This is a genomic window from Salinibacter sp., from assembly GCF_042218895.1.
In the GTDB taxonomy this organism is placed as follows: domain Bacteria; phylum Bacteroidota; class Rhodothermia; order Rhodothermales; family Salinibacteraceae; genus Salinibacter.
The window spans coordinates 1-25,081 of the sequence record NZ_JBDGQQ010000043.1; the positions used below are offsets into that span (position 1 = coordinate 1).

A 25,081-nucleotide genomic window follows, 5' to 3' on the forward strand; every position below is an offset into this window, starting at 1 on the left:
CCCAGATGATCGTCTCGGAGGTGGGGCGCACGATGTAGTTCTCGCCCAGCTCCGACTCGGGGTCGGGGACCAGGTTGCCCTCCTCGTCCTGCGTGAGGCGGGAGTGCGTCACCACGGCGCACTCCTTGGCAAAGCCCTCCACGTGCTCGGCCTCCCGCTCCATGTAGCGCTCCGGGATGAACAGCGGGAAGTAGTAGTTCTCGTGGCCCGTGTCCTTAAACATCTGGTCGAGCTGGTCGCGCATGTTTTCCCACAGCGCCATGCCGTTGGGCTTGATGATCATGCATCCGCGGGCGGGCGAGTTTTCGGCCAGTTGGCCGTTGCGCACGACATCCTGGTACCACTGCGAGTAGTCTTCGTCGCGGGGCGTGACTGCGTCTGCCATGTTGTCGAGAAGGGGGTAACTGATGCGATCTACGAGAGCGGAAGGAATGGGGGCACGCTCAATATAGGAGCCCCGTTCCGCAGATATCAACGGCCCGGAACGGTGTTCGTCGTTTCTGCAGATCTAGAAGCCACTGCTCCCTGTTTGTGAAACTCTCTTCATCGTTTTCCGTTTTCCAAACCGAGTTTCGTATCTTGCATGCAACTCGAAGGTGATTGCCATGCTCCGGGCTCCCGCCGTTTTTCGACAGTCACCGTTCGTTCTCGCACTGGCGCTCTTACTCACGACGATGGGCGCGTCGCTTCAGGGCGCAACGGCACAGACGCCCACCTTCGACGTGGAGCAACCCACAGCCTCGCTTCAACGAGCCCTTCTTGTCGCGGAGGAAGATTCGCAGCTCGTCGACCTTGCAACAGCGCTCATGGAGGCCCGCGCCGATACGGAGATCAGTCAGTCGACCTACAAAGAGGGGGTTCGGTACTTCCGGACATTCCATCCGCAGTTCTATGGCAATTTCTTTGGGCACCCGTATTACGCGACGTACGACTCCGAGTACGTGTACATGTCCCGATTACGGAGTCTCGCCGGTACGGAGATCGATCCCCGAAGCGGAGTGTCGGGACTGTTCTCCTGCCACCCACGCTGGTATGACCCCGCGTTTGGGGGGCGATGCGAGTACCAGTTTGCGGCTTTCCAATTCCTTTTTCTCCCAGGCGGATCTGTGCCCCTTCTTGCGTCCGCTCCATCCATCCGGGACTCTAAACCGATCTACTTAGGCGACAACTGTAAGGCGAAGCTGAGTCCTGCCGCGTACGACCGGAGGTGCAATCTCGTGTACGAGTGGCCGGACAGAGACAATCAGGGCCGCGTGTCGAGAACCTCGGGGACCTCTACCGAGAACTCCTCCGGCTCCTCCGAGATCACCGCCCCCGTGGAACCGATTCAGACGCCCGATCAACGGATCGATTTGCCCGATGACCTGATCACGTCCATGCGGAAGACCGCCTCGTCTCTGAGGCATGCAGAGGAGATCCTGCGCTTCCGGAAGCTGGTCAAGCAGAAGCACGCGGCCCCTGATCTTTCTGACCGGGAGCGCGCCAGAATGGCCTCGCGCCTCGCCGAGGTGCTTTCCATGAAGGGGACCAGTTCTCCGCGAGCAGACGGGTTCTCGCGGAGTGGTCTCAGGAATGAGACCCGTCCTGCGCCTGACGCTTCCGGTTCCCAACGCATGCCGGAACAAACCAACCCCTCCGATGCCTCCGGTCTTAACCCTATTCGAGTCTCCCCTCCCGATTTTAAGCTGCCGGAGAAACCGGCGCCGAACTTTCCTGGCATGGAGGACATCGGGACCCCCGATCTGAGGCGTCCGATGAAATCACCGGACCTGGGCCAGCCGGCGAACTCCCCGGACCTGGGCCAGCCGGCGAACTCCCCAGACCCGGGCCAGCCGGCGAACTCCCCAGACCCGACCCCAGACCGGTCGAAATCGCCGAACTCAGAGAACCCGTAAGGTCTCATTGCATTGCCCTGTGGGCATGACTGGGGGTGGTGCTCGTCGGCCCTCCGGAGTCACAGAAGCTTGAAACCCCCTTCAATGCCCCTCATTTAAACCACGGGTATTTTTTCTGTTCTTTGTGTCCAAAACCTTTCGTGGGGTGATCCTCATGCCTCGGCCCAACCCGTTTTCCCGGCTTTCGACACTCGGCCTCGCGCTGGCTGTTCTAATCGTGGCAACGGGTGCCTCGCCCCGGACGGCGACAGCTCAGGCGACAGCCTTCGACGCCGACAAGCCGATCCAGTCCCTCAGGCAGACGGCCGTCACTGCGGAGTCAGACTCGCGGCTCGCTGATCTCGCGACGGCGCTGATGAAGGCCCGGGCCGACACGAAGATTGGCCATTCCACCTATCAGAAGGGCGTCCAGTATTTCAAGCTCAACCATCCTGAGTTCTACGGCAATTTCTTCGGGAACCCGTTTTACGCCACCTACGACGCCGACTACTTCAGGATGGCCCGGCTGCGGTACCTCGCGAGCCTGGAGGTCAATCCCTTCCAGTCCTCCTTGGCGAACATGTTTTTCTGCGATCCCCTTTCGTATGACCCGGCATTTGGAGGGACGTGCCAGGGCTTTAGATACGTATCGGAATTCTTCCTCGTGCCGCTTAGATACCGTACCAGCTACCGTAGCCGCGGGCACCGGGGCCTTTTCGCCAGCCTCTCCCGCCCCTTCCCTGGCTCTTTGTGGAGACATAAACACTTCGAATCCATTGGTGGAACTGCAGTCCAGGGGTCTCGCCGGGTTGTTGATCGTTCCAACAGGGAATCTCGAGGAGGCCCCGACTCAGAGCTTCGGAGAAGACCCGATACGCTCCGTACTTCCTCCAACCCGTCCGCCGATGGAGCAGAGCCGGATCTCTCTTCCGCCCCCGCGCCAATCGAAGTCGACCGACCGTCCGATCCCTCCCTCCACGTACAGCTTCCCAGCGACCTGCGCGCTACCATGCGAGCGAAAGTTTCGTCTCTGGTGCAGTCCGAGAAGGCTCTCCGCATCCGGCAGCTGAAGGAGGAGAGATACGGAGACCGCGACCTCTCCGCTCGGGAACGATTCGAATTTGCCGTGTACCTCAACAGGGTCCTCTCGTCGGGGCAGCAGACCGACGCCCCAACACGGACCCGCGAGCGATCGCGGATCCATGGGGAATACGACCTCTCATCGACACTGAGGGAGATCCGGCGGCTAAAGCAAGCGGTTGAGGTCAACGCAGACATTGGCTCCTCCCCAGAACTGGGCACACCCGCACACGAACGGCGTGGAACGCGGGGGATCGACGCAGGGATTGACCGGTCTGACCCCGATCGAGCTATCGGTGACGCATCCGGCCCGGACGTAGATACCCCTGACAGGAACCGTCCGGCCCCCGAAGTCTCGCCGGGTCGAGGGTCGAGCCCCAAGGGCCCCGGAAACAACCCGAACCCTGAAAAACCCAGCTCCAAAAAACCTGGGAGTTCCGGTGAGAATTGAGCCTGTCGCCGGGTTAGTAGCGCACCCGGCTGCTCCCCGGAAACTCATGCGCCCGGCGTCCTGCGCTCTCATCTGGCGTCCCCTGGGCCGAGGATTTTGGACTCGACACGACCCTGCCCTGAACAGGCTGTGACCTGCTCAGGGGAATTCGTATTTCCTCCGGGACGCTGTCGCCTCTCGCGTTCAAGGGGACGGGACACCTGTTACTTTTGCCCCCCGCTCGGCGGCTCCACTATCGGACACGCTGGGATTTGGCAAGAACAGGTGGCCCGAGAAGAAGCGGACATCTGATCGTGAAACCGATCGGTCGGATGCCGCAAACTTTTACGGAGGCGTAGCGTACTGTATTATTGATTTATTCCCTAACGAGTTTGTGCCGCATGGCTAGAGGTGGTCTCCCATGACCCACGTCGAACGGTTTTCGTTCCCCATCTTGTCTCGCGCAGCTCTGACGCTTGTCCTCGGCGTTGTTGCCCTCGGACTCACGGGGTGTTACACGCAACTGCAGGGGGTCGAGGAGAGGCGGACCATGCGCACCGATCGCGATGCCCAGCGTGAACAGGCGTACGCCGATGAGCGTGATCAGACGTACGCCGACGAGTACCGGCGCGAATATCGACAGGACGAGCGTCGCACCCGCCGGGACGATCGCCAGTACCGTCCGGACACCCAGCAGACGACTGTCGAGTACCGATACACCTACGAGGTCGGGTTCTACGACCCGTTTTTCCACGCCCCATTTTTCCACGACCCGTTCTTCTACGATCCGTGGGACTACTCTTCGGGGATCTTCGTCTCCGTACACTTCGGATCTCCATACCCCCGTGTCCACCCGTGGCGGTATCATCACTATCGGCATTTCGGCTTCCACGACCCCTTTCATTTCCAGCCATACCGGCCTTACTACTCAGGACTTTACGGGACTCCCGTCCCTGGATATCACGGGTACGGGACAGGATTCTACGACCCACCGAACTACGTTTCTGATCGTCGCACCTACCGGCCACGGTCGTCAGTCGGTCGGACCCCTACCCGTAGAGAAGCACGAGGGCGTCAGGTCAATCGAGGAATTGATCGGGGCCGCGCCGCCGCCCGTGGTGCCCCCCGAGAAGCCGACAGGGGGCGTATCGGCCGGTCCGCGGACCGGTCGGGCCGCACGGTTCGCATCGGGCGCCGCGCCGACCGGGGACAGCGCTCCTCCGCAGACCGCCGCGCTCGCTCTGGTGAGCGAGGACGCACAGTGGACCGCGACGAATCCGGCGAGCGACGGCGGGCGAGACCGTCCCGCGGTCGTTCTTCGGGAGAGAGTGAGCGCGGGCGCCGCCGGGGCCGTACTGAGCGCGGGTCTGGCGAGCGTGAATCTGGCAAACGGGGCGGTGGGCGAACGGAGCGTGATGATGGAGGCAAAGAGCGTGGCAACGGGCGAGCGGAACAGGACGACGAACGGTCAGAACGTAGCTCTTCTCACTCCGAGGAGGAAGGACGGCTTGCTCGAAACCGGTCGGGCCGTACGGTTCACATTGGGCGCCGCGCCGACCGGGGACAGCGCTCCTCCGCAGACCGCCGTGCTCGCTCGGGTGAGCGAGGACGCACAGTGGACCGCGACGAGTCCGGTGAGCGACGACGGGCGACACAGTCTCGCGGCCGCTTCTTGGGAGAAAATGAGCGTGGACGGCACCGAAGCCGCACCGAGCGCGAGTTGGGGGAGCGCCGGACCCGGGAAGAAAACGGGCGGATCGGCCGAGATCATGAGCCGAAGCGAAACGCTCGTAGAGCCAACCCCACCGGCTGGCGCTCCATAGAGGTGCCGGATCGGCCTGATGTCGACATCAAGCGCTACAAACGAAAGGAGCGGACGCTTCGTCGGCAGCGCAGGGCGAAAAACCGGCCGTCATTTCAGAGGAATCGCTCGTTTCGGAGCGAGCGATCACGCTCATATCGCTCTGAGTCTTCCTCGCGTCGTACGACCCGTACTCGATCAGACGACACGCGCTCTTCTTCCGACCGCCGCGCCCGGTCGCGCAGCGACAACTCATCCTCGCGCTCCGACGACGGGGGACGGTCGCGACGCGGCAGCCGAGACGATAACGGACGCTGACCCGTCGCTTCTCCTTGCGACGTAGCATTCGAGAGGCCCGTGTACTCGTACCACGGGCCTCTCGTATGGCCTCCCGGTTTTTCACCATCTTTCCTCATCCATGACCCGCTCGCTCCTTCCCTCCACGGTGCTCTGCCTCCTGCTCGGGGGGCTTCTCTCGCCCCCCCTCGCCCCCGTAGTCCACGGACAGACCGCCAACGACGCGCTCCGTTTCTCACTCCGCACCCCGGCCCCCAGTGCCCGTGCGCTTGGATTGAGCGGCGGAAGCACGGCTGGCTGGGCCGACCTGAGTGCAATGATTTCAAACCCCGCCGGGCTCGGCTACTACACCACCTCGGAAATCACCGGCAACCTCAACCTGCTCCTCACAAACGACGCCTCTACCTTTCAGGCCGCCGCTGACGCCCCGACCTTTCGCCAGGAGGAGCGCGCTTCGTTCACGAGCCTCGGAAGCCTCGCGGGCGTGTACAAGCTGCCCACCGAGCAGGGATCGCTCGTCTTCGGTTTCGGCTACACCCGCACCCAGCCCTTCGGCCGCACGCTCTCGTATGGGGGTCGCAATGGTAGTAGTTCCATTACGGACACGTTTCTCCCCACCAACGAACGCCCCAACGACGAATACGCGGTTGACTCTCTGGGCGTCTTCTTCCCCGACGACGTGGCGGGCAACATCATCCCGTTTATCGCCTACCAGGGCGGCGCCATCGAATTCTTTCGGTCGGACTACGACGCAGGCGAGTACCCATTCGAACAGGCCGCACTGTTTTTACCCATTCGCCAGGAGGGAACCGTTGAGCGAGAGGGCCGAATGAACGAGATCAACGTTTCCGGGGCCGTCGAGGCCGCGAAGAACTTGATGCTAGGCGTCTCCGCCAACCTCGTGACGGGACAGTACCAGTTTAAGCATGAGCTCACGGAGATCGACCAGGGCCAGAACGAGAACTACGAGGTGCTCCGCAATGGGCAGCTCTACAGCGGGCTCGACCGGATGACATTCCGCGAGCGCTTCACATCGAAATTTACGGGTTTCAACCTGCGGCTGGGCCTCTCGGCCACCGCCGTGTCGAACGTGCGTGTAGGCTTCACCGCCGAAACCCCGACGTGGATCTCCGTCGCGGAAGATTTCACCGACGCCGTCATTCGTACAGAGTTTCTCGATGGTCAATCGCTGGCCTACGGCGACGACCCCGACGAGGACGTGGGGAAGGGGACGTTCGACTACCGGATCACGACCCCCTGGCGACTCAGCGCCGGCGTGGCATTCGACAACGATCACCTCCGAATCGACGCCGGTGTGGAGTTCATCGACTGGTCGAACCTGAGTCTTGATTCGAACACCTTCGGGTTTCCGGCGGAGAATGAGCGGATTGAGGACTCGTTCGGGTACGTATTCAACTTTCGAGGCGGCATCGAATACTCCATCGAGAACGGCCCAACCATGCGGGCTGGGGCGGCCTACCGCCCGGATCCCCGGGAGTACGACCTCACGTTTGCCAACGGCGAGACCCCCGACCGCACCCGCATCTTCTTCTCGGCGGGACTCAGCTATCCGCTCAGCGACCAGATGACGGTGGACGTAGGCTGGATGCAGGAGCGCAGCCACAACCAGTTTCTCCCGTACACGTTCGGCGAGCCGGAGGGCACGCCCCTCTCCAATCCGGACGAGATTCCGATCCCGTTCGTCGACGAGGAGGTGGTCCGCAACCAGTTCCAGGTCGGCCTGCGCTACCGCTTCTAGCAGACCGATGCCGCCAGGAGTTAGCGCGAGTTCTCATCTTCGCGCTGATCGAGTAAGCGGTGATATTTTTCCGCGGCCCGGTTGTGCTCGCGGAGGGTGCGGCTGAAGGTGTGCCCCCCCGTGCCGTCGGCCGCGAAGTAGAAGTACTCGTGTCGCTCAGGGGAGGCGGCGGCACGGAGGCTTGAGGGGGAGGGGTTCGCGATGGGGCCGGGCGGAAGGCCCTGGATCTGATAGGTGTTGTAGGGGTGGTCGATCTCGAGGTGCTTATAGAGCACGCGGGTGACGCGCTCACCGCCCCGGTCGATCAGCGCGTACTGCACGGTGGGGTCGGCCTGCAGGGGCCATCCGCGTTCAAGGCGGTTCAAGTAAACCCCGGCAATCGTCGGCTTCTCGGCGTCGATGAGCGCCTCTTCCTCCACGATCGAGGCGAGCGTCACGACCTCCCGCTTCGTAAAGCCGAGGCTGTCGGCCCTGGCGGCCAAGGCGCGCTCGTAGAAGCGGTCGAACGCGTGCTTGAGGCGGCGCACGACAGCGTCGGGGGAGGTCTGCCAGTAGAACTCGTACGTTGCGGGAAGCATGTACCCGAAGAGCCGCGAGGGCGTTGTGCCCAATTCACGGGCAAGACTCGTGTCGCGAAGGGCTGCGCGGAACGCCTCAGGCCCCCTTTTGAGGGTTTGCCCCATAACCTGAGTCAGCCCATCGACCCGTCGACCAGCCGGAATCCTTAACTGTACCGGATCCTGCAGGCCCCGGCGCAGCTTGTTGAGCATGCGGTAATTGGAACTACGGGGCGCGATGCGGTAGTGCCCAGATTTCACCTGCTGCCCCCACCCGGTCACCTCGGCCACGAGACGGAACGTGATGGGTGAGGCAAGGACTCCTGCCCGACGAAGCGAGTCGATCGTCGTACCGAGGGAGGGATTCTGGGGGAGGAAGACGCTTCTCGGGGTATCGTACGCCACCGTGTTTGGCCCGAAAATGATCGTCCCTCCCACCCCGCCAGCAATGCCCCCGAGGAGCAGGAGCGCAACAGCTAGACCGAGCAGGCGACGCGAGCGCATGAGCGAGGCCGTTCCGAAGAAGACGGTCCTTATTCCTCAAAATCCGAAGAGCGGGCGTTGGTCACAAAGCCTCAGCCGACCTCCGTTGCGGAGACGGGGCGAGCTCCCTGCAGAGCCGGTCACAGCTGGAGGTTCGAGTCGATGTCCAGCGTGGGCGGGCTCGTGTGGCCCGCCGCGAGATGGTAGGCCCCGGCCTGCGCGATCATGGCGGCGTTGTCCATGCAGTACGCGAGATCAGGCACGTGAACCGTGAACCCATCCGCTGTGCCGGCTTCTTCCACGCGCCGACGCAGCGCGGAGTTGGCGGCAACTCCCCCAGTGACGGCCACGTGCTCAACGCCGGTCTTCTCGACGGCACGCCGCACGGCATCCACGAGCACATCCACCACTGCCGCCTGCACCGATGCGCAGAGGTCCTCGAGGTGCGTGTCGAGGAGGCGATTCCGCTCGGTGTCCGGTCGGTCGCGGAGGTAGTAGAGCACCGACGTTTTGAGGCCACTGAACGAGAAATCGAAGTCGTCGAGTCGGCTTCGCGGAAAGTCGTGGAAGGTGGGATCGCCGTGCTCAGCGTGGCGGTCGATGGCGGGGCCGCCAGGGTAGCCGAGCCCGAACAGCTGGGCCACCTTGTCGAACGCCTCCCCGGCCGCGTCGTCGCGAGTGCGTCCCAGCACGTCATGATGAAAGTTCTCGTCGACGTGGACGAGCTCGGTATGCCCCCCGGACACGACAAGGCACAGGAAGGGGCGGTGAGGACGGGGGGCGTCCAGATCGACCGAGTAGACGTGTCCCTCGAGATGATTCACCCCCACGAGTGGGATGCCGAGCCCGCGGGCGAGTGCCTTCGCGAAGCTGAGTCCCACCATCAGCGAGCCGGGGAGCCCAGGCCCATGGGTGACGGCAACGGCGTCGAGCGCAGTGGTGTCCGCGGAGGCCTCGGCAAGGGCCTTCTCGACCACCGGCACGACGAGCCGCTGGTGGTTGCGGGAGGCAATCTCCGGTACCACCCCCCCGTACTCCTCGTGGAGCTCGTGTTGCGAGGACACGATGTTCGCCCGCACCGCCCCGTCTTCGAGGAGGGCCGCGGTCGTGTCGTCGCAGGAGGTTTCGACGCCGAGTACAAGCATGCGAAGGTCTCCAGTCGGGCGGCTTCGGGCGCAAAAGGGCCAGCACGGTCCTTCGCACGAGCCGCCGGGAACCTGGATCCTAGACACGAGTGAAGCGCGAACAAACTGGCGGCTCCGGAATATGAGTAGAGGCGAGAGTAAGCGGCCGGTTTTCGATCCCCTTTCCACAACGACGAACGAGGTTTTCCATGCGCACGATTCTTCCGCTCCTGTGTCTCGTGTTCGTACTGAGCGCTACGGCGCCCGCTCACGCTCAGCTCCGCGAAGAGGTCCAACGAGACGCGTCTGTGGTCACGAAGCTGTATGACACCGGTTCTGCCGCGACGAACGCACTCGGGAATCTCTTCGGGGCTGAACACTTCCGGATGGGACACAGCTACCAGATGTCATTCTCCTCGTTCGGCGGCCAGACAGCCTCGATGGGCATGTACACCACCTCGATGATGTGGCAGTTCAACTCTAAATGGGCTGCGCGTGCGGACGTGAGCGTCGCCCATCCGCTTACGAACGGGACCTTCGGGAATCGAGAAACGCGGGTCTTCCTGCGCAACGCCGAGGTCGCCTATCGTCCGTCCGAGAATGTGCAAGTCCGCCTGCAGGTGCGGCAGAGTCCCTACGGGCGCTACGCAAGCCCGTACGGCCGGTATCGACGGGGAGCATTTTCCTCGTCCCAGGCGCCTCTCTTCCGGAAGAACTAACCCTGCTTCCGGCCGGGCGTCGACCGTTGGTAGCGAAGCGCGAACGGATATTCGCCGCGCTTTCGTCATGCAGGATTGGATCGTTCTCCGGCGCCTATGACCCCGTGGCACTCCCGGTTTACCAACGGCCTGCTGAACGTTGCGCTCGTGATTGGCGGGGGGAGCACGCTGGTGCTCCTCTACGCGCTCGTTGCGCACATCATCGTCACGAGCCCTGCTCCGCAGCGCCCCCCGTCTAGCTCGCCTGCCCTCGTTGGGTCCATTGTCCAGGTCGAGGTGCGAAACGGTGCCGGCGTGGACGGCCTCGCGGCGCGCACCACCCGGTATCTGCGAGACCAAGGGTTCGATGTCGTGAAGACCGGAAATCATTCGTCCTTCGACCAGAAGAAGTCAATGGTCATCGACCGGATCGGCAACCTGGACGCGGCCCGGAAAGTTGCCGAGGCCCTCGGCATTCCCCCCGACCAGGTTCACCAGAGGGTCCGGCGTCAGTACTACCTCGATGCCTCCGTCATCATCGGCCACGACTACCAGCAGCTTCACCCGTTCCAGGCGACGACGCAGTAGCGTTCCTGAGAGCGGTCCTTCGTTCCTCTCATTATTTCCCTGCACGAATGTCCTGACCGTATGGCTTCCCCCAATCAGACCTCCTCTCCCGCGGAACCCTCTCGTCGTCGCACCCCGGAGAACCCGAGCCACCTGCTCGCGGCCCGTGCCGTGGACGCGATGGCCGACAAGAAGGCGTTGGACGTCACGGTAATCGATCTTCGGGACGTGAGCAGCATGGCCGACTTCTTCGTCCTTGGCACTGGTGAGTCGGACCTCCAAGTCAAGGCCATCGCCAACGGGGTCATGGACCACATCGAGACGGAGTGTGAGGAGCGTCCCTGGAAGCGGGAAGGCATGGATCACTACCGCTGGGTTCTTCTCGACTACGTGCATGTCGTGGTGCATGTCTTTCTGCCGTCCAAGCGCGATCACTACCGCATCGAGCGCCTCTGGGGCGAGGCCGAGTCTGAAAAGATGCCCGAGGACGGCGACGCCTCGGACCTGGACCTGCTTCAGGAGCTTCTTCAAACGTCGCCGGACGCAGCGTAGCTCGTTTCTGCTCGTGGCCTTCCGCTTCTCAATGACGCGTTTGTTTGTTGGGCTTGGCGCCCTTGCCGCAGGAATTGCCGTGGCCCTCGGCGCGTTCGGGGCGCACGGCCTTGAAGGCCGCGTCTCGCCGGATCGCTTGGACACGTTCCGCACGGGGGTGCGGTATCAGATGTACCACGCGTCTGCGGACGAAAACGGCCCGCTGCGTCGCTGAGAGGGGGTTCGAGGCACTTCTTTGTCACACCGCCGTGACAGCGCGGGTCCACAGACCCCGATTTCGCGCTGTTATGGCCTCAATCTACGAGCGCTCGAACGGCACCTTCTACGCCAACTTCTACACAGACGGGCAGCGTGCCCGGTTCTCCCTCAAAACCAAGGACAAGCGGGAGGCACTCCGGAAACTCGCAGAGCTTGAGGAGGCTCACGAGAGCGGTGCTTTTGACCCGTTCGAGGACGACCCCTTCGACTACGACGACTCCAACGAGGATCTCACGCTATCTCGGGCGTTCGAGAAGTACGCAGAGGAGAAGAAACGGGAGGGCATGAAAGGCAGTTCTCTCCGGTCGTATCGCTGCACGTGGGAGGCTCTTATGGAGCAGGTAGGGGAGGGGGCTCGCCTCGACGATATGACGGTGGGGCAGATTAACGATGTGATCCACGACCCTTCTGTGGCGAAGAGCACGCGGCACAAACGCTACCGCCACGCGAAGGCGATCCTAAACCACCTCGGCTGCACGAGCGTGCTCGACGCCGTGACAGAGCCTCAGAGAGAAGACTCGTTGCCGACGCCCGTGCGGAAGGACGATCTTTCCGCTCTCACGACGGCCTTGAAAGAGGATTATCGGGCGAAACGTCGAGACAACCGCGTTCAGCCGGGGCAGATGATTTGGGCAATTCCTGTTTTCCGATTCGTCTTCTACACGGGCCTGCGGGCGTCAGAAGTGGCGGCCCTTCGTTGGGAGGACATCGACACGGATGCAGGCGTTATTCGTCTCAGGAGGCAGAAGAATGGCACACAGAACGCGACCGTGCCGCTCGTGAGCAGGGCAGAAGAGATCCTAAAGCACGCGCCCCGTCCACGAGAGCCGGGAATGTACGTGTGGCGATCCCCGACCGGGCCTAAATTCGAGCGCTCCGAGGAGAAGTTTGCCGATCTCGTTTCCGAGCGGTTCCGAAAAGCGCGGGAGAAGTGCGACGATGTGCCGGACGACCGCGTTTTCCACGATCTGCGCTCCGGTTTTGCTACGCACTTAGCGAGCAACGGCTTGGGTGCTCACGAAGTGCGTTCTGCGATGCGGCACGCCGACGTGAGCACGTCGATGAAGTACGTCCGCGTCGCCAACGCCGACCTCCGGCAGAGCATGGAAGCAGCGTTCGCGTAAACCCTTGTCTCTCAAGCCCTGCGCAGGCATTTCTGCGGTTCGATTCCGCAGGCAGGGCAACCTACCGCCGCATTACACAAACCGCTTTGACGGGCGCTAGGCGGCGTCAATCCGCTTTCTGACGTTCTGCGGACGCAGCAATGCCCTTGGGATGATGCAGGGTGGAAGTTCGCGGCCCTTGTGCCGAGCCGGTATCTCACTGCGATGGAGACCGCCGCTCGTCTCACCTCGAACACTGTCCGCACCTATGGTCGCCCCTCGAAATGCAGGACGTTCGGTCAAGGGATGCAGGGTAGAGCGGTCAGATCTATTAATATTCACTTTTTGTTTGCAAAATCAGGGCTTTTCGCCGCTGAATCGGGATTCGGAGCCGGTTCTCGGGGGGGTTCTCCCGATCTCGCTCGTGCGGACCGGGTGGGCTACCGTTTCGAGACCACCGAAACCGGCCGCGCTCCCCAACCACCGCGGGAATGGCCCCCACTACCGCGGAAATTGCGCAACCTGACCGGATCGGAAATTGCCGAGTAGAACGGAAAAACGGCGCTGTTCTCAGGAGCGCGTTCGCAACACGCGTCACACCTGCGATGATTGGGGTCAATTGGGGCCGAGGGTCCCTTATGCTTGAATGCTCCCGTGCAATGCGCTCGGTGCGTTCAGGCGTTATGTAATCCAAATGAGCGACACACTGTACCGATAGTCGGCAGGTCGGGGAGACACTGCACCCGTTTGCGACGGGCTTTCCATATCGACAGAACCATAGCGGGCACCACGCAAGGGATGTCCGAACGACATCAGGTCCTACGGTCGTGTCAATGATGTGGGAAGAGCATTTTCATGTCTCTCGCCCCTTGATTCCCCTGCTAGGGTTCAACGGAGAAGAGCACGTCTACCGTGACGACCAAGGAGGCCCGCAGGCATTCGTCCCTCAAAACATCGATGCGCTACGTCCACAGCACCGGGGTGCGACTTCAGGACGACAGTCAGATAGCGTTCTCGTGGATCTCAATTGACAGGTTCAGGCGGGCCTATGGATTTGAAACGGGCAAAGTTTTCTCTGCTCCCTAATTTCGACTTGTCCAACAAAACCTCGACCCTCTGACGTTTTCCCCCTATCATTCCTTCGAAGTAGGCCTCCTCCGGTGATCCTTCCCCTTCAGCGAAAAGCGAGAGGACTTCCTCCTCAACCGGACTAACGTGGACTACGATAGTTTTTCTCGAATGCTGACTTTCGACAACGTTGGAGGTTACATTCGGGTGGTCTCCGCTGATTAAGATAGATCCATTCTGTTCCTGAATGGCATCGGCCATGCTTAAAAGAGGTTTGTTAATAAAACAAGTTTAAGACAGTATCTTGGTTTGGGTGTCTCGTGTTCCGCGCTTCCTCAGAGACGAACGAATCCGTTTTCTTTCAGCTCACTCGTTCGCCCGAAAACCGGGGGTCTCACGGGGTAAGTCGAACGGCGAATCGAACGAAACGCCGCAGTCAAAGTGGTGGAATGACAAGCGCAGTGTTCGGTATGTCTGTTCATGTCGGTGAGACCTGCAGGATAAAACCGAACCGAACGCAAAAACGTGGGACGTGACGTTTGTGTGTTCGTTGCGGCCCTCACATCGGCTCTCTGCACTCAGCTACCCCGCCGCTGCGATCGTGACGTTCGGGTCGTATCGGATCAAAGTGAGAGATGTGCGAAGATCGGACGCCCGACCGAACGCCACCTTGATCCCATCGAATCGACTTTCTGCAAGATCTGTGCGGCTTTCTCTGACGACTGAACGAGCGTCCGGTGAGTTGGTCGGCGGAATCAATTTCCCTCTCTATCGGGCGCTCACACCCGCTCCGGTACGGACGGGTCGTGAACGGAAACGCAAAAAGCGTAGATTCGCCATGTGTGTGTCGCCACGGTCCACCTTGCTTCCGACCAAGGGCGTTCACAAACCGCTGTTTCCGCCATCTCTCACATGTCCGAGCTGAACGCTACGCGTTTCGTCTGATGCGAGCGTTTCGCCATATACCGGGGCGCGTTTCCCGTACGTACTGAACGCTCTGCGGGACCCAAAGCTTCCCAAGATGAGAAAGAGTGACTTTCAGTTCTCACCATCCTCTGAACCGGCGTCTCCGTCTCCTCCTTCACCGTTTCCTCCTGCCTCATTGCTATCGTCACTGCTATCGGGTCGCAGATTCCCGATGTTGCTGAAGCTTCGCTGTTCGTCGACACGCGAGGAATCGTCGGAGGTCTCGCGATCAGGCTTGCTTTGAGACGTTTTCTCTTCTTTGTCTTCCCCCATGACTTGTTCAGACTTTGGTGGTGGATTTATCGCATACATGATGCCGATCACTGCCGTCAAAGTCACGCCGAGGCCGAAACATATCACCCTCACCCAATCAGTTGTATCCATCACGCTATCCCGTTCACGCTTTCCGGCAAACACCTCCTCAATCTTCTTGGGATTACGCTCTAAAATCACGACGCTCGCGATTAGAGCACATCCGAATGCGAGTGCAGCGAGACCGTAAATCACCAATTGCGGCCCCGTCGCGCCGAACGTGGTTAGGAGCGTGACGAGAAATCCAATGGCTCCTACGGAAAGGGTAAGGATTTTCGTCGTCCGAGCCATTTGAGCGGTGACCCATGCTTCCCGAAGGAAAGCTGTTTCCTGTTCATCAGGAAGATCACTGTTCGGGTCACTCATGTAAGCAGGACGGGCATGTGTGAGCTTTATTCAAATGAATCAAATGTGGAGGGAAAGGGGCAGTTTCGACTTACGAGAACGGCTTATCATCTCGCTTCTACACCCGCTCCTTCTGCCGGAACGCGTCGTCTCCGATAATCATGAAGTTGCTGATCGCTTCCACTGCTCCCCGTCGTCCGGAAGACCGGACCGTGGCGTCACGTCCGGCCTCAATATCCATAAGGGTCCTCCTGCGAGGAGCAATCTGATCCTTAATCCGCGGCGGAGTTTGAGACCGACTTCCGAGCCGTTGCGATTTGCTCTTCAGTGTCGGGGTCAACGAGACGGCAAACGCCCTCCTCGTTCTCCGGCAAGATGAGGTGCGTATCGTCGGTCGTGCCGTAGCGTCCGTTGACGTTGTCAAGTGACTCCCATTTGCCGGTCGATTCGTCGCGGATCTCCGTGAAGCCCATGTGCCGGAGGACCTCCTTCGCGTCGTTCATCGCTGCGATAACAGTCGTTTTTGGTTCGCGTGAGCACTCTGATGCGGGGGGATGCGCCCTCCTCGGACGGCTTTTTAACACGTATTCGAAGCGGAAATTGTTCCCTGCGCACCCGATGAGAGTTGCCGCTTCACGGAAGCAGATTGCCCCGAGAGACGGGGGTGTCGCGCGGGGCGCATTGAGATTGCGAAAGGCCGCGGCAGGGCACCGCCGACACGGAACACGACCGAACTAACTGACACGCATTTGCGTGTGAGTTATCGTGAAGTCGAGATTAAGAGGGGCTTCACCTGCGGCCGGGAGCAATCGACCCGTTTTGCCGTCTAATCCTATGCGCTGCATAAGGATAGGGCTACAAATCGACACCTATGTCTACGCAAAATTCCACCCCCTCAGACGACGCAACCGGCAGGCCCGAGGCCGCTCGTGAAGCTCGACGGCGGCGCCGAATAGCGTTGGGCGCACCGCAGGACCCGCCACCGGACGGGGCGCCTCTCGAAGACCCGGAGAATCCACCGCTCACGCGAATGCGGCAACAAATGCGAACCGAGCGGGCCGCCCGGCCCTCGGCTTCAAAAAAGGCCACCCCTCGCAAAGTCGACACCGAACACCGGGAACACCGGGACGAGGACCGCCACACCGGACCGGACGACCGGAAGGACGGAGAGACGGAAGACCGCGACGGGACGGGGGGCAATAGGTTTCAACAGGACACCCGTGTTAAGAGCAAAAATCGTCCCTCAGCGTCGTCTGAGGCCGATTCTGCGGCTGAATCGTCGTGTGGCTCAGTCCCGTCGCGTGAGGATACGGATCAGGGTTCGAGCGACGCGGCGGACGGGACGCAGGGACCCTTCCTGCAAGACGAGTTTGTGGTTCCCGGTCCGGTCCTCGATTGCTTCGAGAAGATCTATGGTGACTACCACCGCGACACCCGCATCGCGGTCGCTCACATAATGGCCTGTCAGGACCGGTGGACTGCGATCGGATTCGATTCGGGCAAGCAATCTGAGGACGATTTCGTACCCCTGCCCGCTTCGATTCGCAACCAAAAGATTCCGCAATCAGATCCCACGAAGCTCGCGGAGGATGGCCTACTCGAACGGAAGTTGATCCCCGTCGGCGATGGGTTCGGGTACTACAAACCCGGTCACGCCACGGAGTACCGCGTGCCCCACAGCATCCTCATGGACATCATGCAGAAGCGGATGCGGAGCCTTCGTCACAAGACGCGCTACGACCTGATGAGCTTCGCCGAGACGCTTGATAAAAACGATGCGCGGGTGTGGAGCCCTTCCTCGACGAAACTTACCAACGAAAGCGGCCATGCGTCACCGAAGAAGGACACCACAATGCGGGAGGTAATGGAGCGCATGGATCAGATGCGCGTCGACTTTGAGGCGATGGAGACGTTCGCCGATACACTGCGTCAGGAGTTGAGCCCGGTGCGGAGAGAGGCCAAGCGCCGCTTCGAGGAGTTCAAATCCACCCTTCCGGAAGTCGACTCGGATCAGGAACTTACCGGCGAAGAGCGACGGCAGTACAGGCTTTACTCAGACGCGATGGAGATGGCCTATTCCCGCCAAGGAACTGCGAGTAGCGTCGTCGCGAACACCGCTGAACAGGTCACGGAGTGGCACGACGACGGGACGGCTACGGCACGTATCAAGCTCGAACAGCAGGAGCCGTGGCCCCGCATCTCTCACGTCGGCACGCAGGTGCAGAGCGGGAGCCGCGAACTGAAAACCTGCGCATTTGCAGGGGTGGAGGCATACAACTGCGACCTCGACAGTTGCTTCGACCGAATCCTGCGGGCGCTACTCCGAGAAGCGGGGATCCGTTGCCCGACGCTCAATCAGCGGCTTGAGTCCGACGGCGATTGGAAGCAAGAGATTGCCGAGGATTGCGGAGTGTCTCGGGGCACGGTGAAGTCGTTTGCTCACCGGACGAAATTCGCCGTGCGCCCACCGCAACCGAACCCCGCGTTCGAGAAGCCCGCGAGAGCGGTTATGCAGGACGTGGGAGAGGGTTGGGAACAGTCCTTCGAGGGCCTGAAGAGCCGCTTTGAGCCGGTGTTCAACGCTGTTCGACAGGTGCACGAGTACCTTGCCGAGGCATGGCTTGAGGCGAACGCCTACCCCGCAGGTGACGGGAAGTACGTCAGTGGAGAGACCGGTGCTCGGATGCGTGTTGACAACAGGTCCGGGGATGACTTGCGGAAGGACCTCCTGACGTTCCGCCTCTTCGACGCGGAGCAACTGTTCATGCAAACCCTCGTGACGGTCCTACACGAGCGTCATGACGTTGCTACGTACAGCCTCGAACACGACGGCATCGTGACGGCAGAGCCGATTCCGGATGATGCAATTGCGGAGACCAAGGAGCGGACCGGGCTCGACTACATGCAGCTTGACAGGCGCGAGCCGATCCGCGACGGGTATGTCCTCAGCGAAGACGAGGCCGACCCAAGCCGACTCGCACGGTTAGAGGCGGAGGAACAGCGGGAAAAGGTCCGGAAGCAGCTTCGGCAGATTTAAAGGGAACTTCCCTCCTGCTTGCCAACGGCGGACACGTCGCAGGGTCAAGGAGGGCGCGAGGAACTTTTCGCGGGCCGGGTTGGAGCGAAGTTGCGGATGGGTCGACGCGGCCCACCATATCACCTGTTTAAGGACCTTCTATCTCGATATCGTTTGCACCCGCTGCGCAATTGATAAATCGTCGAAGCAATATCTTATCCATCCACGTCTTCTCGACGAGATGATGGATCCACCCCAATATTTTTTCGGGGGTATCAAGGTCAGAAAGCCTAATCGTATAGTACTCATCGTGGACTACGAGAACGTCACCATCGACGTAACACTCCTCGCGCACCTCCTTTTTTCGTTCGAGACGATCTTCGAGCGCTTCGGTGGCCTCTTCTTCACTCGCTACGGACGGGTTATCACTCATGGTGTCAGGAGGATTGGATGAGCGGTATTGAGTTTCTCCGTACAACACTTCACCGTTCGTGTTTTCCCTCACACCACGAGATCACGACAAACGGCCCTATGCAACCCACCCATCCGAGACCCGACGCGCAAACGGGAGGCACGACCACGCTACAAGGCTCACACGACCCGAGAACTTTGATGTCGTGGTTGGCTTTGCTTTTTTTCGCACACGCAGATCGAAAATAAACGATTGCCTCCGATAGGATGGCTGTACTGATATTGATTTTGGTTCTCGGCGGATTGGCGTTTTGGGGAATACGAAAATGGTGGCACGCCCAACGTCTCACAAATGCAATCAAATCCTCTGACGAGACCATCGTTTACTGCAACAAGTGCGGAGGAAAGTACCGCACAGACGATGGAAAATGCCCGCATTGCGGAGCAGGAATGGAGTGGGGTGATCAAATTGGGCGGACCGATGAGGGAGAGCCCTTTACCCTTGACATCCTCGAATCTGATACTGACAAGGAGGAAGACAAATCGTAGGGGTACCCTAACAGTCTTACTCACCCTGCACGATGCCGGAGAACGAGATCAATCACATCTACTTCCCGCGAACAGAACCGCCTCCTGAGTACACCCCCGCTGTCATTTCAAGTTTTGAGCATAATCTTGAAGAGATCGGGACCATCGGTCAAGAGGACGGTCTGAAGAGCAACGAGGTGCTTGCTACAGTCCGCTCCGATTTGGAGGACTTGGGTTTCGAAGTGGAGGCCGGGAAAAAGAAGCACGAGAAGATCAAGCGGCCCGTCTTCTTCGGCGAGGGTGGCGATCCGACGCTAAAGTACGAGGTGGACGCATATCACGGCGAGTGGGGTTGTGGCCTTGAAGTCGAGGCAGGCCGAGCTTGGCAGGGGAATGCCGTCTACCGAGACCTCGTTCAGGCAATGGTGATGGTTCGGGTTGGCGTGCTCGCCCTTGCTGTCCCAAACATCTACAAATGGGCAGGCGGAAGTAGCCCGGACTTCGAGAGGACGAAAAGCGTCGCCGAAGCGCTTTACGGCCACTCTCGTGTTGACCTACCATATGGACTGCTGCTGATCGGGTACTGAGATGAAACAGCTACATCGGGAATCCTGCTATCTTAGAGACGGAAGCTCTCAGGCGCGTTCGAAACAGCTAAATTAACCGCTGATTAGCCTTTCAATCAGATCGAACACATGTCGTGGGTCTTTTCGGATTCGGTTCGAGCGACAAAGATCAATCGTCAGTAGACCACGCCCGGGTAGCAGCCAATATAGTCATGCAAGTTGGCTACGTCGAAATACGGGATAACCAAGAGCTCATTGAAGAGCAAGGTGAAAAAATAGGTGTTTCGGTCGATATTGATAGATTTGCAGAAGTTTGTGCAGGTACGTTTGCTGAGTTGACCCTATTTAGTTTTGAAAATACCGAGGATATTGTTTACGAAGATGCTGAGGATAGTTTTGTGTCAGAATTAAACGACGAGTGAAAGGGTCATTTTTCTCCTGAATACTCTTTCGATAGCAGCTTGGACAATAAGGATGGTTTGAAGAAGGAGATATGCGAGAGAGCAGCGAGTAAATACTTCGAGGCGGAGCCTACCGCAAAACAGGCCACCATCTTCACGATGGTAGCTCCGGAGTTTGTGAACTTTGCCATCCACATGAAAGAAGACTATCCTATCTAAAAGACAGTTAACTATCCTTCGGGTGATGCTTCGACCGGCCTGTACAGAGAGATAACCGTCTCGACATAAACTACCGCCGGATTTGGCGAACGGATTGAGAGCCCGATCAACAGGTTACGGGGGATGCGGATCACTGCAGGAGCATAATTGTTGTTCACAGTCCTTTCTTTTCGTCATTCTTCCCGCTTACCTGTGATCACCGCTCGAAAGAAAAAGATCGAGCCGACCGAGACGATTGATCGGGTCCGCCGCGCCTGCGGTGAGGTGTGGACGCAGCTTGCCGAGGCGTATCATTGGCTCCGCAAGGAGCACGGTATCGAGCTAACGAAGGGGGACGCCATGGCGCTCTTCGCCACGGGCGGAATGACGAAGCGTGTAAAGAAGGCTTGGGAATCAATCCCGGTTGACGTTGACCCCGAGACGTTCGACCGAAATCCTTTCGTGACGCCTGAGATGCGGGGAGCGGGTGTCCAACAACGGCAGCAGGTCGTTCGGCGCTTCTTCGACGCGTACGACATCTTTTTTGAGAATCTTGAGGCGTGGCGGGAGGGACGACGCGAAGAACGTCCCAATCCCCCCTACCGGCGCAAACGCTACTTTAACGCCCGTTGGGCGAGAACGGGCGGATCGAGCATCAAAAAAGAGGGCGATACTCTCCGGCTTGGGGGAGGGAGACGGGTCGATGGGATCGAGATTCGGTGGCCCCATCCTCGACCGAAGTCCGTTGAAATCGGGTGGGAAGACGGTCAGCCGGTGGTTCACGCCGTATACGACTCCGAGGAGCAGGACCTGCCGGAAGGGCTTATCCGCGAACGAGAGCCGCAGGGTCAGAAGGTTGCAGGCGTTGACCTCGGTGAGATTTACCTTGCCGCCGTACACGATGGGGACGACTCGGTGATTGTCGACGGGGGCAAGCTCCGAGAACTGCGGGACCTACAGAACCGGGAGAAGAAGTGGTTTCAGAAGCGAATTGACCGTAAGGAAGAAGGGTCGAACCGTTGGTGGAAGCTCGTTGAGGCGAAAAATAAGCGCCTCCGAGAGATTCGAGACCGAATTGAGGACCTTCTGCACAAGCTGTCGACGCGCCTCGTGGAAGAGCTTTGGGCACGGGGCGTCGAGACGATTGTGATTGGCGACATCACCGGCATCCGCGATAACATCGACTACGGCGCGGACACGAACCGCCGGTTGCATCAGTGGGCCTTCCGCGAGTTCACTGACAAGATTGAGTACAAAGCGAATCGGTACGGCATGGAAGTGGAGTTTGAGCCTGAGCGGGGCACGTCGAAAACGTGTCCACAGTGCGGAGAGAAAAACTCCACGTCTACGCGCCGCTATCGATGCACTTCGTGCGGATTGGAGGCCCACCGGGATCAGGTTGGTGCCATGAACATCCGCAAGAAGTATCAAGACCCGGACGGATGGTCGTCCGGGTACTTGGAGGCCGTGAGGGCCACGGCCAACGGAGACGACAAGTCTCCAAGAGGCTCGCCGAGCGGATGTAAGACGCCTTCGGAGACTGAAGGTGCAGCCGTGTCGACGCGAGCGACCCGTAGCGTGCATTCTCCACAGGCCATTTCCTTCGAGCCGCACATGGATTGTGTGCTCGCGGACCCTTGATGCGACACTTTGTCGCAGGGTTGGACCTGTGCACGCAGGGATGGTCCTCACATACGGCCACTCGCCCAAACCGCCTCCGCGTTGGACCTGTGCACGCAGGGATGGTCCTTTGTTGGAATCAAGACAACCTCGTTCTTTTGCGTTGGACCTGTGCACGCAGGGATGGTCCCTCTGAGCTTACCCGCGCCCGAAGGGCGTCGGGGTTGGACCTGTGCACGCAGGGATGGTCCCATTTTGCGTGCAAAGCCGGCACACCATGGGTAGTTGGACCTGTGCACGCAGGGATGGTCCCGGTGTTTGCGAAACGGGCGTGCTGGCGGACCCGTTGGACCTGTGCACGCAGGGATGGTCCTCTGACCAATGCGTCTGCCCTCACGCAAGGCATGTTGGACCTGTGCACGCAGGGATGGTCCTTTTGCGCCGGTTCAGACGGGCCTGCTGACGGTGTTGGACCTGTGCACGCAGGGATGGTCCTCTGAGGCTTCGTGATAGTGAATGAAATGGCAGGTTGGACCTGTGCACGCAGGGATGGTCCCTGTAGCCATAGATCGGGCCACTGTCTCACATGAACTGCTTGAATCGCCTTTGTTCGCGCCGAACTGAACACTAAATCGGCCCGATATTGCCGTAGTAAATCGGCCCGATATTGCCGTAGTTTGCGCGACGGGGTGCACTACTTCTGCCCACCACTTCCGTCGACGATGCAGCCGAGGTGCGGATTCTCTCTTGTGAGGTGGAGGTGAGGTTCTCTGCTCACCCTGCTCCCACCCGGCCCGGTATTCCAATTGAACGAGGCCATTCGCCGAATCCGGCGCGTTCGCAGCCACATCGAACGCCAAATCGAACAGGAACCGCCGCAGTGAGAGCGGCCGGGCGCCCCCCCTTTCAGCCCCCCCACCTCTCATCACGACCTACGAACTAATGGCCCGGGTTTGCCTTTTCTTTATATATGCGGAGATCCGATGAACCGGGAAGCGTCGGAACGTGCGGACGAGGCGTCAGTCAGTGAGACAGCATTCGCTGACTGAACCGCGCTTGTCACACCATGTGACACAGAGTATGTCCTCAACACCCCGTCTCTTCGTCGGCTTGGGCGCCCTTGCCGCAGGAATTGCCGTGGCCCTCGGCGCGTTCGGGGCGCACGGCCTTGAAGGCCGCGTCTCGCCGGATCGCTTGGACACGTTCCGCACGGGGGTGCGGTATCAGATGTACCACGGCCTGGCGCTGCTCGTTGTGGGATGGGCCATCGCGCAGGGATGGGGCCCTCTTCTCCACTGGGTCGGGTACTGCTTCGTGGCCGGCATCGTAATCTTTTCGGGCACCCTGTACCTGCTCGTTCTCACCGACACGGGCTGGCTCGGCGCGATTACGCCACTCGGGGGCGTTGCGTTTGTCGTGGGCTGGGCCATGCTGGCGTGGACGGTCCTCACCAGCACCAGTGGGTAGATGTCCCGGGCGGCCTTCCCGCCCGCGCGGAATTACAGCTCTTCGTCTTCGAAGAGCACCGTTACGCTCGGCAACAGATCGTGCTCGCGGGCCAGCCCGATGAGCGCCTGAGCCGCCGCCTCCGGTACGTCGTGCGTGCTGTGCACGACGCTGTCGGTGGCGAGGGCGTAGGCCACGTCCGCCTCGTCCTCAAGCTCCGGAGGTTCTTCCCACGACGTAGCCTCCTCAATCATGTAGGAGCCGTCGTCGGGCATGAAAGAGGCGATGTACCGCTCCTGCCCCGCCGCCCGGTCGATGAGACTCACCGCCCCAACCATTCCGTACTCTAGGTCGTAGAACAGCGATTCGGTGAGGAGACGCGTCGTAAAATTTTCGAGATCGAAGGCCGCCATGGTGTGGGATTCGATGAATCGAAGGAGACAGGACGCAATACGAACAGGCACGTAGAGTACCTGCCGGTCCCGGCGTTGTCAAGCAGGACGTCAAGGGCCTTTCGCGGTCTTTCCCGAGCCTCCGAAAAGCCACTATGGAAATTTACTGCCCCGAGTGCGAGTGGGAGCCTCCCTCAAGTGCACGATGGACCTGCGAGTGCGGCCACTCCTGGCACACGTTCGACACGCAGGGCCAGTGCCCGGAGTGCGGCAAAGTATGGCGCGAGACGCAGTGCCATGAGTGTCACGCGTGGTCCGCGCACCACGACTGGTACCATGACCTCCCGCCCGTGGACGTCGATGCGATCACGGAAGAGGACGAGGTCCCGGTCGAGTAGCCCCCCCTACGTCGGGACCACGTCTGTGCCAGTCAGGGTCCGGAGAAAAGACAGGGCCTCTTCCCCGCGCAACTCCGTCACCGCGGCCCCGAACAGGTCGGCAACGTGACGGACGACCGGCCTGCGCACTTCGTCTACCGTCACCGACCCGTCGATTTCTTCGGTGAGGGCAGACACGCCGCGGTCGTCGATGCCGCAGGGCACGATGTGGTCGAAGTAGCCGAGGTCCGTAGTCACGTTGAACGCAAAGCCGTGCATGGTGACCCAGCGGCTGCAGCGCACGCCCATCGCGCAGATCTTGCGTTCCAGTCCCTGCTCGTCGGGCCCGACCCACACGCCCGTGCGGCCATCGACCCGCGTGCCGGCCACGCCATACTCGTCACAAGTGCGGATGATCACTTCTTCGAGCGTGCGCAGGTAGCGGCCCAGGTCGGTGAAGAAACGGTCGAGGTCGAGCAGCGGGTAGCCCACGAGCTGGCCAGGACCGTGGTACGTGATGTCCCCCCCACGGCCGATGCGGTGAAAGGTGGCGTCGAGGGCGTCAAGCTGCTCCTCGGACACCAGCAGGTTCTCGGGGTCGCCACTCTTGCCGAGGGTATACACGGAGGGATGCTCCAAAAGAAGGAGTACGTGGGGCGGCGGATCGGCTGAGTTGTCGCGCTTGGCCGACACGAGACGATCTTGGACTTGCTCCTGTAGAGCCCACATCGGCTCGTAGGCAACACGGCCAAGGTGGCATACCACGAGGTCTTGGCGGGCGGGCATCGATCCGTCGGGGTGCGGTTCAGGAAGCGGGAAGCAGTACGGCAAGGCACAGGGGCTTTCCCGTAC

At 60.5% G+C, this 25,081-nt stretch carries 25 protein-coding genes, 1 pseudogene and 1 CRISPR repeat array; of the genes and pseudogenes, 16 read left to right on the plus strand and 10 right to left on the minus strand.

Going from position 1 to position 25,081, the window contains the following annotated elements; all coding sequences use genetic code 11:
* Window positions 1–385 (minus strand): annotated as a pseudogene (locus ABEL04_RS04610) (proline--tRNA ligase); the annotation flags it as partial.
* Between the two features lie 220 nt (window positions 386–605).
* On the opposite strand from ABEL04_RS04610, the gene ABEL04_RS04615 reads away from it, so the two are divergent.
* The 4 genes from ABEL04_RS04615 to ABEL04_RS04630 all read left to right on the plus strand — a co-directional run bounded on the left by ABEL04_RS04615 (window position 606) and on the right by ABEL04_RS04630 (window position 7,241).
* A complete protein-coding gene (locus ABEL04_RS04615) occupies window positions 606–1,895 on the plus strand; it encodes a hypothetical protein (RefSeq protein WP_375801213.1) in 1,290 nt (429 codons plus the stop codon).
* A 154-nt stretch (window positions 1,896–2,049) separates the two neighbouring features.
* Complete coding sequence (locus tag ABEL04_RS04620; protein ID WP_375801214.1) at window positions 2,050–3,405, plus strand: hypothetical protein; 1,356 nt, start codon at window positions 2,050–2,052, stop codon at window positions 3,403–3,405.
* An 824-nt stretch (window positions 3,406–4,229) separates the two neighbouring features.
* Complete coding sequence (locus ABEL04_RS04625) at window positions 4,230–5,207, plus strand: hypothetical protein (protein ID WP_375801215.1); 978 nt, start codon at window positions 4,230–4,232, stop codon at window positions 5,205–5,207.
* A 396-nt stretch (window positions 5,208–5,603) separates the two neighbouring features.
* Window positions 5,604–7,241, plus strand: coding sequence for an OmpP1/FadL family transporter (locus tag ABEL04_RS04630; protein WP_375801216.1), 1,638 nt, complete (start codon window positions 5,604–5,606; stop codon window positions 7,239–7,241).
* Between the two features lie 20 nt (window positions 7,242–7,261).
* On the opposite strand, the gene mltG is transcribed toward ABEL04_RS04630, so the two are convergent.
* Together mltG and tsaD are read right to left on the minus strand one after the other, a co-directional pair.
* Window positions 7,262–8,302 carry an endolytic transglycosylase MltG gene (gene mltG, locus ABEL04_RS04635; RefSeq protein WP_375801217.1) on the minus strand — a complete coding sequence of 347 codons (1,041 nt, stop codon included), beginning with the start codon at window positions 8,300–8,302 and terminating at the stop codon, window positions 7,262–7,264.
* A gap of 119 nt (window positions 8,303–8,421) precedes the next feature.
* On the minus strand, window positions 8,422–9,426 hold the full coding sequence (gene tsaD, locus ABEL04_RS04640) for a tRNA (adenosine(37)-N6)-threonylcarbamoyltransferase complex transferase subunit TsaD (protein ID WP_375801218.1): 1,005 nt from the start codon (window positions 9,424–9,426) through the stop codon (window positions 8,422–8,424).
* A gap of 188 nt (window positions 9,427–9,614) precedes the next feature.
* On the opposite strand from tsaD, the gene ABEL04_RS04645 reads away from it, so the two are divergent.
* From ABEL04_RS04645 to ABEL04_RS04665, 5 genes are all read left to right on the plus strand, one after another.
* Window positions 9,615–10,124: a hypothetical protein gene (locus tag ABEL04_RS04645; RefSeq protein ID WP_375801219.1), complete on the plus strand. Its 510-nt coding sequence runs from the start codon at window positions 9,615–9,617 to the stop codon at window positions 10,122–10,124.
* A 96-nt stretch (window positions 10,125–10,220) separates the two neighbouring features.
* Window positions 10,221–10,691: a LytR C-terminal domain-containing protein gene (locus ABEL04_RS04650; RefSeq protein ID WP_375801220.1), complete on the plus strand. Its 471-nt coding sequence runs from the start codon at window positions 10,221–10,223 to the stop codon at window positions 10,689–10,691.
* Between the two features lie 60 nt (window positions 10,692–10,751).
* Window positions 10,752–11,222 (plus strand): ribosome silencing factor, encoded by a 471-nt coding sequence (gene rsfS, locus ABEL04_RS04655; protein WP_375801221.1) that lies wholly within the window; start codon window positions 10,752–10,754, stop codon window positions 11,220–11,222.
* 31 nt (window positions 11,223–11,253) lie between these two features.
* Entirely contained in the window at window positions 11,254–11,436 is a 183-nt protein-coding gene (locus ABEL04_RS04660) for a DUF423 domain-containing protein (RefSeq protein WP_375801222.1), read from the plus strand.
* 73 nt (window positions 11,437–11,509) lie between these two features.
* Entirely contained in the window at window positions 11,510–12,604 is a 1,095-nt protein-coding gene (locus ABEL04_RS04665) for a tyrosine-type recombinase/integrase (protein WP_375801223.1), read from the plus strand.
* A 1,002-nt stretch (window positions 12,605–13,606) separates the two neighbouring features.
* Here the strand turns inward: ABEL04_RS04665 and ABEL04_RS04670 are convergent.
* The 4 genes from ABEL04_RS04670 to ABEL04_RS04685 form a co-directional block, all read right to left on the minus strand.
* Window positions 13,607–13,912 carry a hypothetical protein gene (locus ABEL04_RS04670; RefSeq protein WP_375801224.1) on the minus strand — a complete coding sequence of 102 codons (306 nt, stop codon included), beginning with the start codon at window positions 13,910–13,912 and terminating at the stop codon, window positions 13,607–13,609.
* Window positions 13,913–14,689: 777 nt separating this feature from the next.
* On the minus strand, window positions 14,690–15,295 hold the full coding sequence (locus ABEL04_RS04675) for a hypothetical protein (RefSeq protein ID WP_375801225.1): 606 nt from the start codon (window positions 15,293–15,295) through the stop codon (window positions 14,690–14,692).
* Between the two features lie 97 nt (window positions 15,296–15,392).
* Complete coding sequence (locus tag ABEL04_RS04680) at window positions 15,393–15,515, minus strand: hypothetical protein (RefSeq protein WP_375801226.1); 123 nt, start codon at window positions 15,513–15,515, stop codon at window positions 15,393–15,395.
* Between the two features lie 31 nt (window positions 15,516–15,546).
* Window positions 15,547–15,777, minus strand: a complete 231-nt coding sequence (locus tag ABEL04_RS04685) for a hypothetical protein (protein WP_375801227.1) — start codon at window positions 15,775–15,777, stop codon at window positions 15,547–15,549.
* Between the two features lie 527 nt (window positions 15,778–16,304).
* Here ABEL04_RS04685 and ABEL04_RS04690 point away from each other — a divergent pair.
* Complete coding sequence (locus ABEL04_RS04690) at window positions 16,305–18,311, plus strand: hypothetical protein (protein WP_375801228.1); 2,007 nt, start codon at window positions 16,305–16,307, stop codon at window positions 18,309–18,311.
* A 127-nt stretch (window positions 18,312–18,438) separates the two neighbouring features.
* On the opposite strand, the gene ABEL04_RS04695 is transcribed toward ABEL04_RS04690, so the two are convergent.
* Window positions 18,439–18,723, minus strand: coding sequence for a hypothetical protein (locus ABEL04_RS04695; protein WP_375801229.1), 285 nt, complete (start codon window positions 18,721–18,723; stop codon window positions 18,439–18,441).
* Window positions 18,724–18,968: 245 nt separating this feature from the next.
* On the opposite strand from ABEL04_RS04695, the gene ABEL04_RS04700 reads away from it, so the two are divergent.
* The 5 genes from ABEL04_RS04700 (at window position 18,969) to ABEL04_RS04720 (ending at window position 23,481) form a co-directional block, all read left to right on the plus strand.
* Window positions 18,969–19,250, plus strand: a complete 282-nt coding sequence (locus ABEL04_RS04700; protein WP_375801230.1) for a hypothetical protein — start codon at window positions 18,969–18,971, stop codon at window positions 19,248–19,250.
* A 32-nt stretch (window positions 19,251–19,282) separates the two neighbouring features.
* Window positions 19,283–19,816, plus strand: coding sequence for a hypothetical protein (locus tag ABEL04_RS04705; protein ID WP_375801231.1), 534 nt, complete (start codon window positions 19,283–19,285; stop codon window positions 19,814–19,816).
* A 113-nt stretch (window positions 19,817–19,929) separates the two neighbouring features.
* Window positions 19,930–20,217, plus strand: coding sequence for a hypothetical protein (locus tag ABEL04_RS04710; RefSeq protein WP_375801232.1), 288 nt, complete (start codon window positions 19,930–19,932; stop codon window positions 20,215–20,217).
* 390 nt (window positions 20,218–20,607) lie between these two features.
* Window positions 20,608–22,035, plus strand: a complete 1,428-nt coding sequence (locus ABEL04_RS04715) for an RNA-guided endonuclease InsQ/TnpB family protein (RefSeq protein WP_375801233.1) — start codon at window positions 20,608–20,610, stop codon at window positions 22,033–22,035.
* A gap of 19 nt (window positions 22,036–22,054) precedes the next feature.
* Window positions 22,055–22,570: direct repeats of the CRISPR family, unit length 28 nt; unit sequence GTTGGACCTGTGCACGCAGGGATGGTCC.
* Between the two features lie 524 nt (window positions 22,571–23,094).
* Window positions 23,095–23,481, plus strand: coding sequence for a DUF423 domain-containing protein (locus ABEL04_RS04720; RefSeq protein WP_375801234.1), 387 nt, complete (start codon window positions 23,095–23,097; stop codon window positions 23,479–23,481).
* A gap of 32 nt (window positions 23,482–23,513) precedes the next feature.
* Here the strand turns inward: ABEL04_RS04720 and ABEL04_RS04725 are convergent, their stop codons facing one another.
* Window positions 23,514–23,873 (minus strand): hypothetical protein, encoded by a 360-nt coding sequence (locus tag ABEL04_RS04725; RefSeq protein WP_375801235.1) that lies wholly within the window; start codon window positions 23,871–23,873, stop codon window positions 23,514–23,516.
* 134 nt (window positions 23,874–24,007) lie between these two features.
* Here ABEL04_RS04725 and ABEL04_RS04730 point away from each other — a divergent pair, with 134 nt between their 5' ends.
* Entirely contained in the window at window positions 24,008–24,250 is a 243-nt protein-coding gene (locus tag ABEL04_RS04730; protein WP_375801236.1) for a hypothetical protein, read from the plus strand.
* Window positions 24,251–24,256: 6 nt separating this feature from the next.
* Here ABEL04_RS04730 and lipB read toward each other — a convergent pair whose 3' ends face one another.
* Complete coding sequence (gene lipB, locus ABEL04_RS04735) at window positions 24,257–25,015, minus strand: lipoyl(octanoyl) transferase LipB (protein ID WP_375801237.1); 759 nt, start codon at window positions 25,013–25,015, stop codon at window positions 24,257–24,259.
* Window positions 25,016–25,081 lie beyond the last annotated feature (66 nt).

What these genes read in the sequence shown, in the direction of transcription:
- ABEL04_RS04695 (WP_375801229.1), bottom strand. Translation starts at nt 18,723, where the DNA reads ATGAGTGATAACCCGTCCGTAGCGAGTGAAGAAGAGGCCACCGAAGCG.
- mltG (WP_375801217.1), bottom strand. Translation starts at nt 8,302, where the DNA reads ATGCGCTCGCGTCGCCTGCTCGGTCTAGCTGTTGCGCTCCTGCTCCTC.
- ABEL04_RS04725 (WP_375801235.1), bottom strand. Translation starts at nt 23,873, where the DNA reads ATGGCGGCCTTCGATCTCGAAAATTTTACGACGCGTCTCCTCACCGAA.
- ABEL04_RS04675 (WP_375801225.1), bottom strand. Translation starts at nt 15,295, where the DNA reads ATGAGTGACCCGAACAGTGATCTTCCTGATGAACAGGAAACAGCTTTC.
- ABEL04_RS04615 (WP_375801213.1), top strand. Translation starts at nt 606, where the DNA reads ATGCTCCGGGCTCCCGCCGTTTTTCGACAGTCACCGTTCGTTCTCGCA.
- ABEL04_RS04705 (WP_375801231.1), top strand. Translation starts at nt 19,283, where the DNA reads ATGCCGGAGAACGAGATCAATCACATCTACTTCCCGCGAACAGAACCG.
- ABEL04_RS04660 (WP_375801222.1), top strand. Translation starts at nt 11,254, where the DNA reads ATGACGCGTTTGTTTGTTGGGCTTGGCGCCCTTGCCGCAGGAATTGCC.
- ABEL04_RS04680 (WP_375801226.1), bottom strand. Translation starts at nt 15,515, where the DNA reads ATGGATATTGAGGCCGGACGTGACGCCACGGTCCGGTCTTCCGGACGA.
- ABEL04_RS04730 (WP_375801236.1), top strand. Translation starts at nt 24,008, where the DNA reads ATGGAAATTTACTGCCCCGAGTGCGAGTGGGAGCCTCCCTCAAGTGCA.
- ABEL04_RS04630 (WP_375801216.1), top strand. Translation starts at nt 5,604, where the DNA reads ATGACCCGCTCGCTCCTTCCCTCCACGGTGCTCTGCCTCCTGCTCGGG.
- ABEL04_RS04645 (WP_375801219.1), top strand. Translation starts at nt 9,615, where the DNA reads ATGCGCACGATTCTTCCGCTCCTGTGTCTCGTGTTCGTACTGAGCGCT.
- ABEL04_RS04650 (WP_375801220.1), top strand. Translation starts at nt 10,221, where the DNA reads ATGACCCCGTGGCACTCCCGGTTTACCAACGGCCTGCTGAACGTTGCG.
- ABEL04_RS04690 (WP_375801228.1), top strand. Translation starts at nt 16,305, where the DNA reads ATGCGGCAACAAATGCGAACCGAGCGGGCCGCCCGGCCCTCGGCTTCA.
- lipB (WP_375801237.1), bottom strand. Translation starts at nt 25,015, where the DNA reads ATGCCCGCCCGCCAAGACCTCGTGGTATGCCACCTTGGCCGTGTTGCC.
- ABEL04_RS04685 (WP_375801227.1), bottom strand. Translation starts at nt 15,777, where the DNA reads ATGAACGACGCGAAGGAGGTCCTCCGGCACATGGGCTTCACGGAGATC.
- ABEL04_RS04620 (WP_375801214.1), top strand. Translation starts at nt 2,050, where the DNA reads ATGCCTCGGCCCAACCCGTTTTCCCGGCTTTCGACACTCGGCCTCGCG.
- tsaD (WP_375801218.1), bottom strand. Translation starts at nt 9,426, where the DNA reads ATGCTTGTACTCGGCGTCGAAACCTCCTGCGACGACACGACCGCGGCC.
- rsfS (WP_375801221.1), top strand. Translation starts at nt 10,752, where the DNA reads ATGGCTTCCCCCAATCAGACCTCCTCTCCCGCGGAACCCTCTCGTCGT.
- ABEL04_RS04720 (WP_375801234.1), top strand. Translation starts at nt 23,095, where the DNA reads ATGTCCTCAACACCCCGTCTCTTCGTCGGCTTGGGCGCCCTTGCCGCA.
- ABEL04_RS04700 (WP_375801230.1), top strand. Translation starts at nt 18,969, where the DNA reads ATGGCTGTACTGATATTGATTTTGGTTCTCGGCGGATTGGCGTTTTGG.
- ABEL04_RS04665 (WP_375801223.1), top strand. Translation starts at nt 11,510, where the DNA reads ATGGCCTCAATCTACGAGCGCTCGAACGGCACCTTCTACGCCAACTTC.
- ABEL04_RS04670 (WP_375801224.1), bottom strand. Translation starts at nt 13,912, where the DNA reads ATGGCCGATGCCATTCAGGAACAGAATGGATCTATCTTAATCAGCGGA.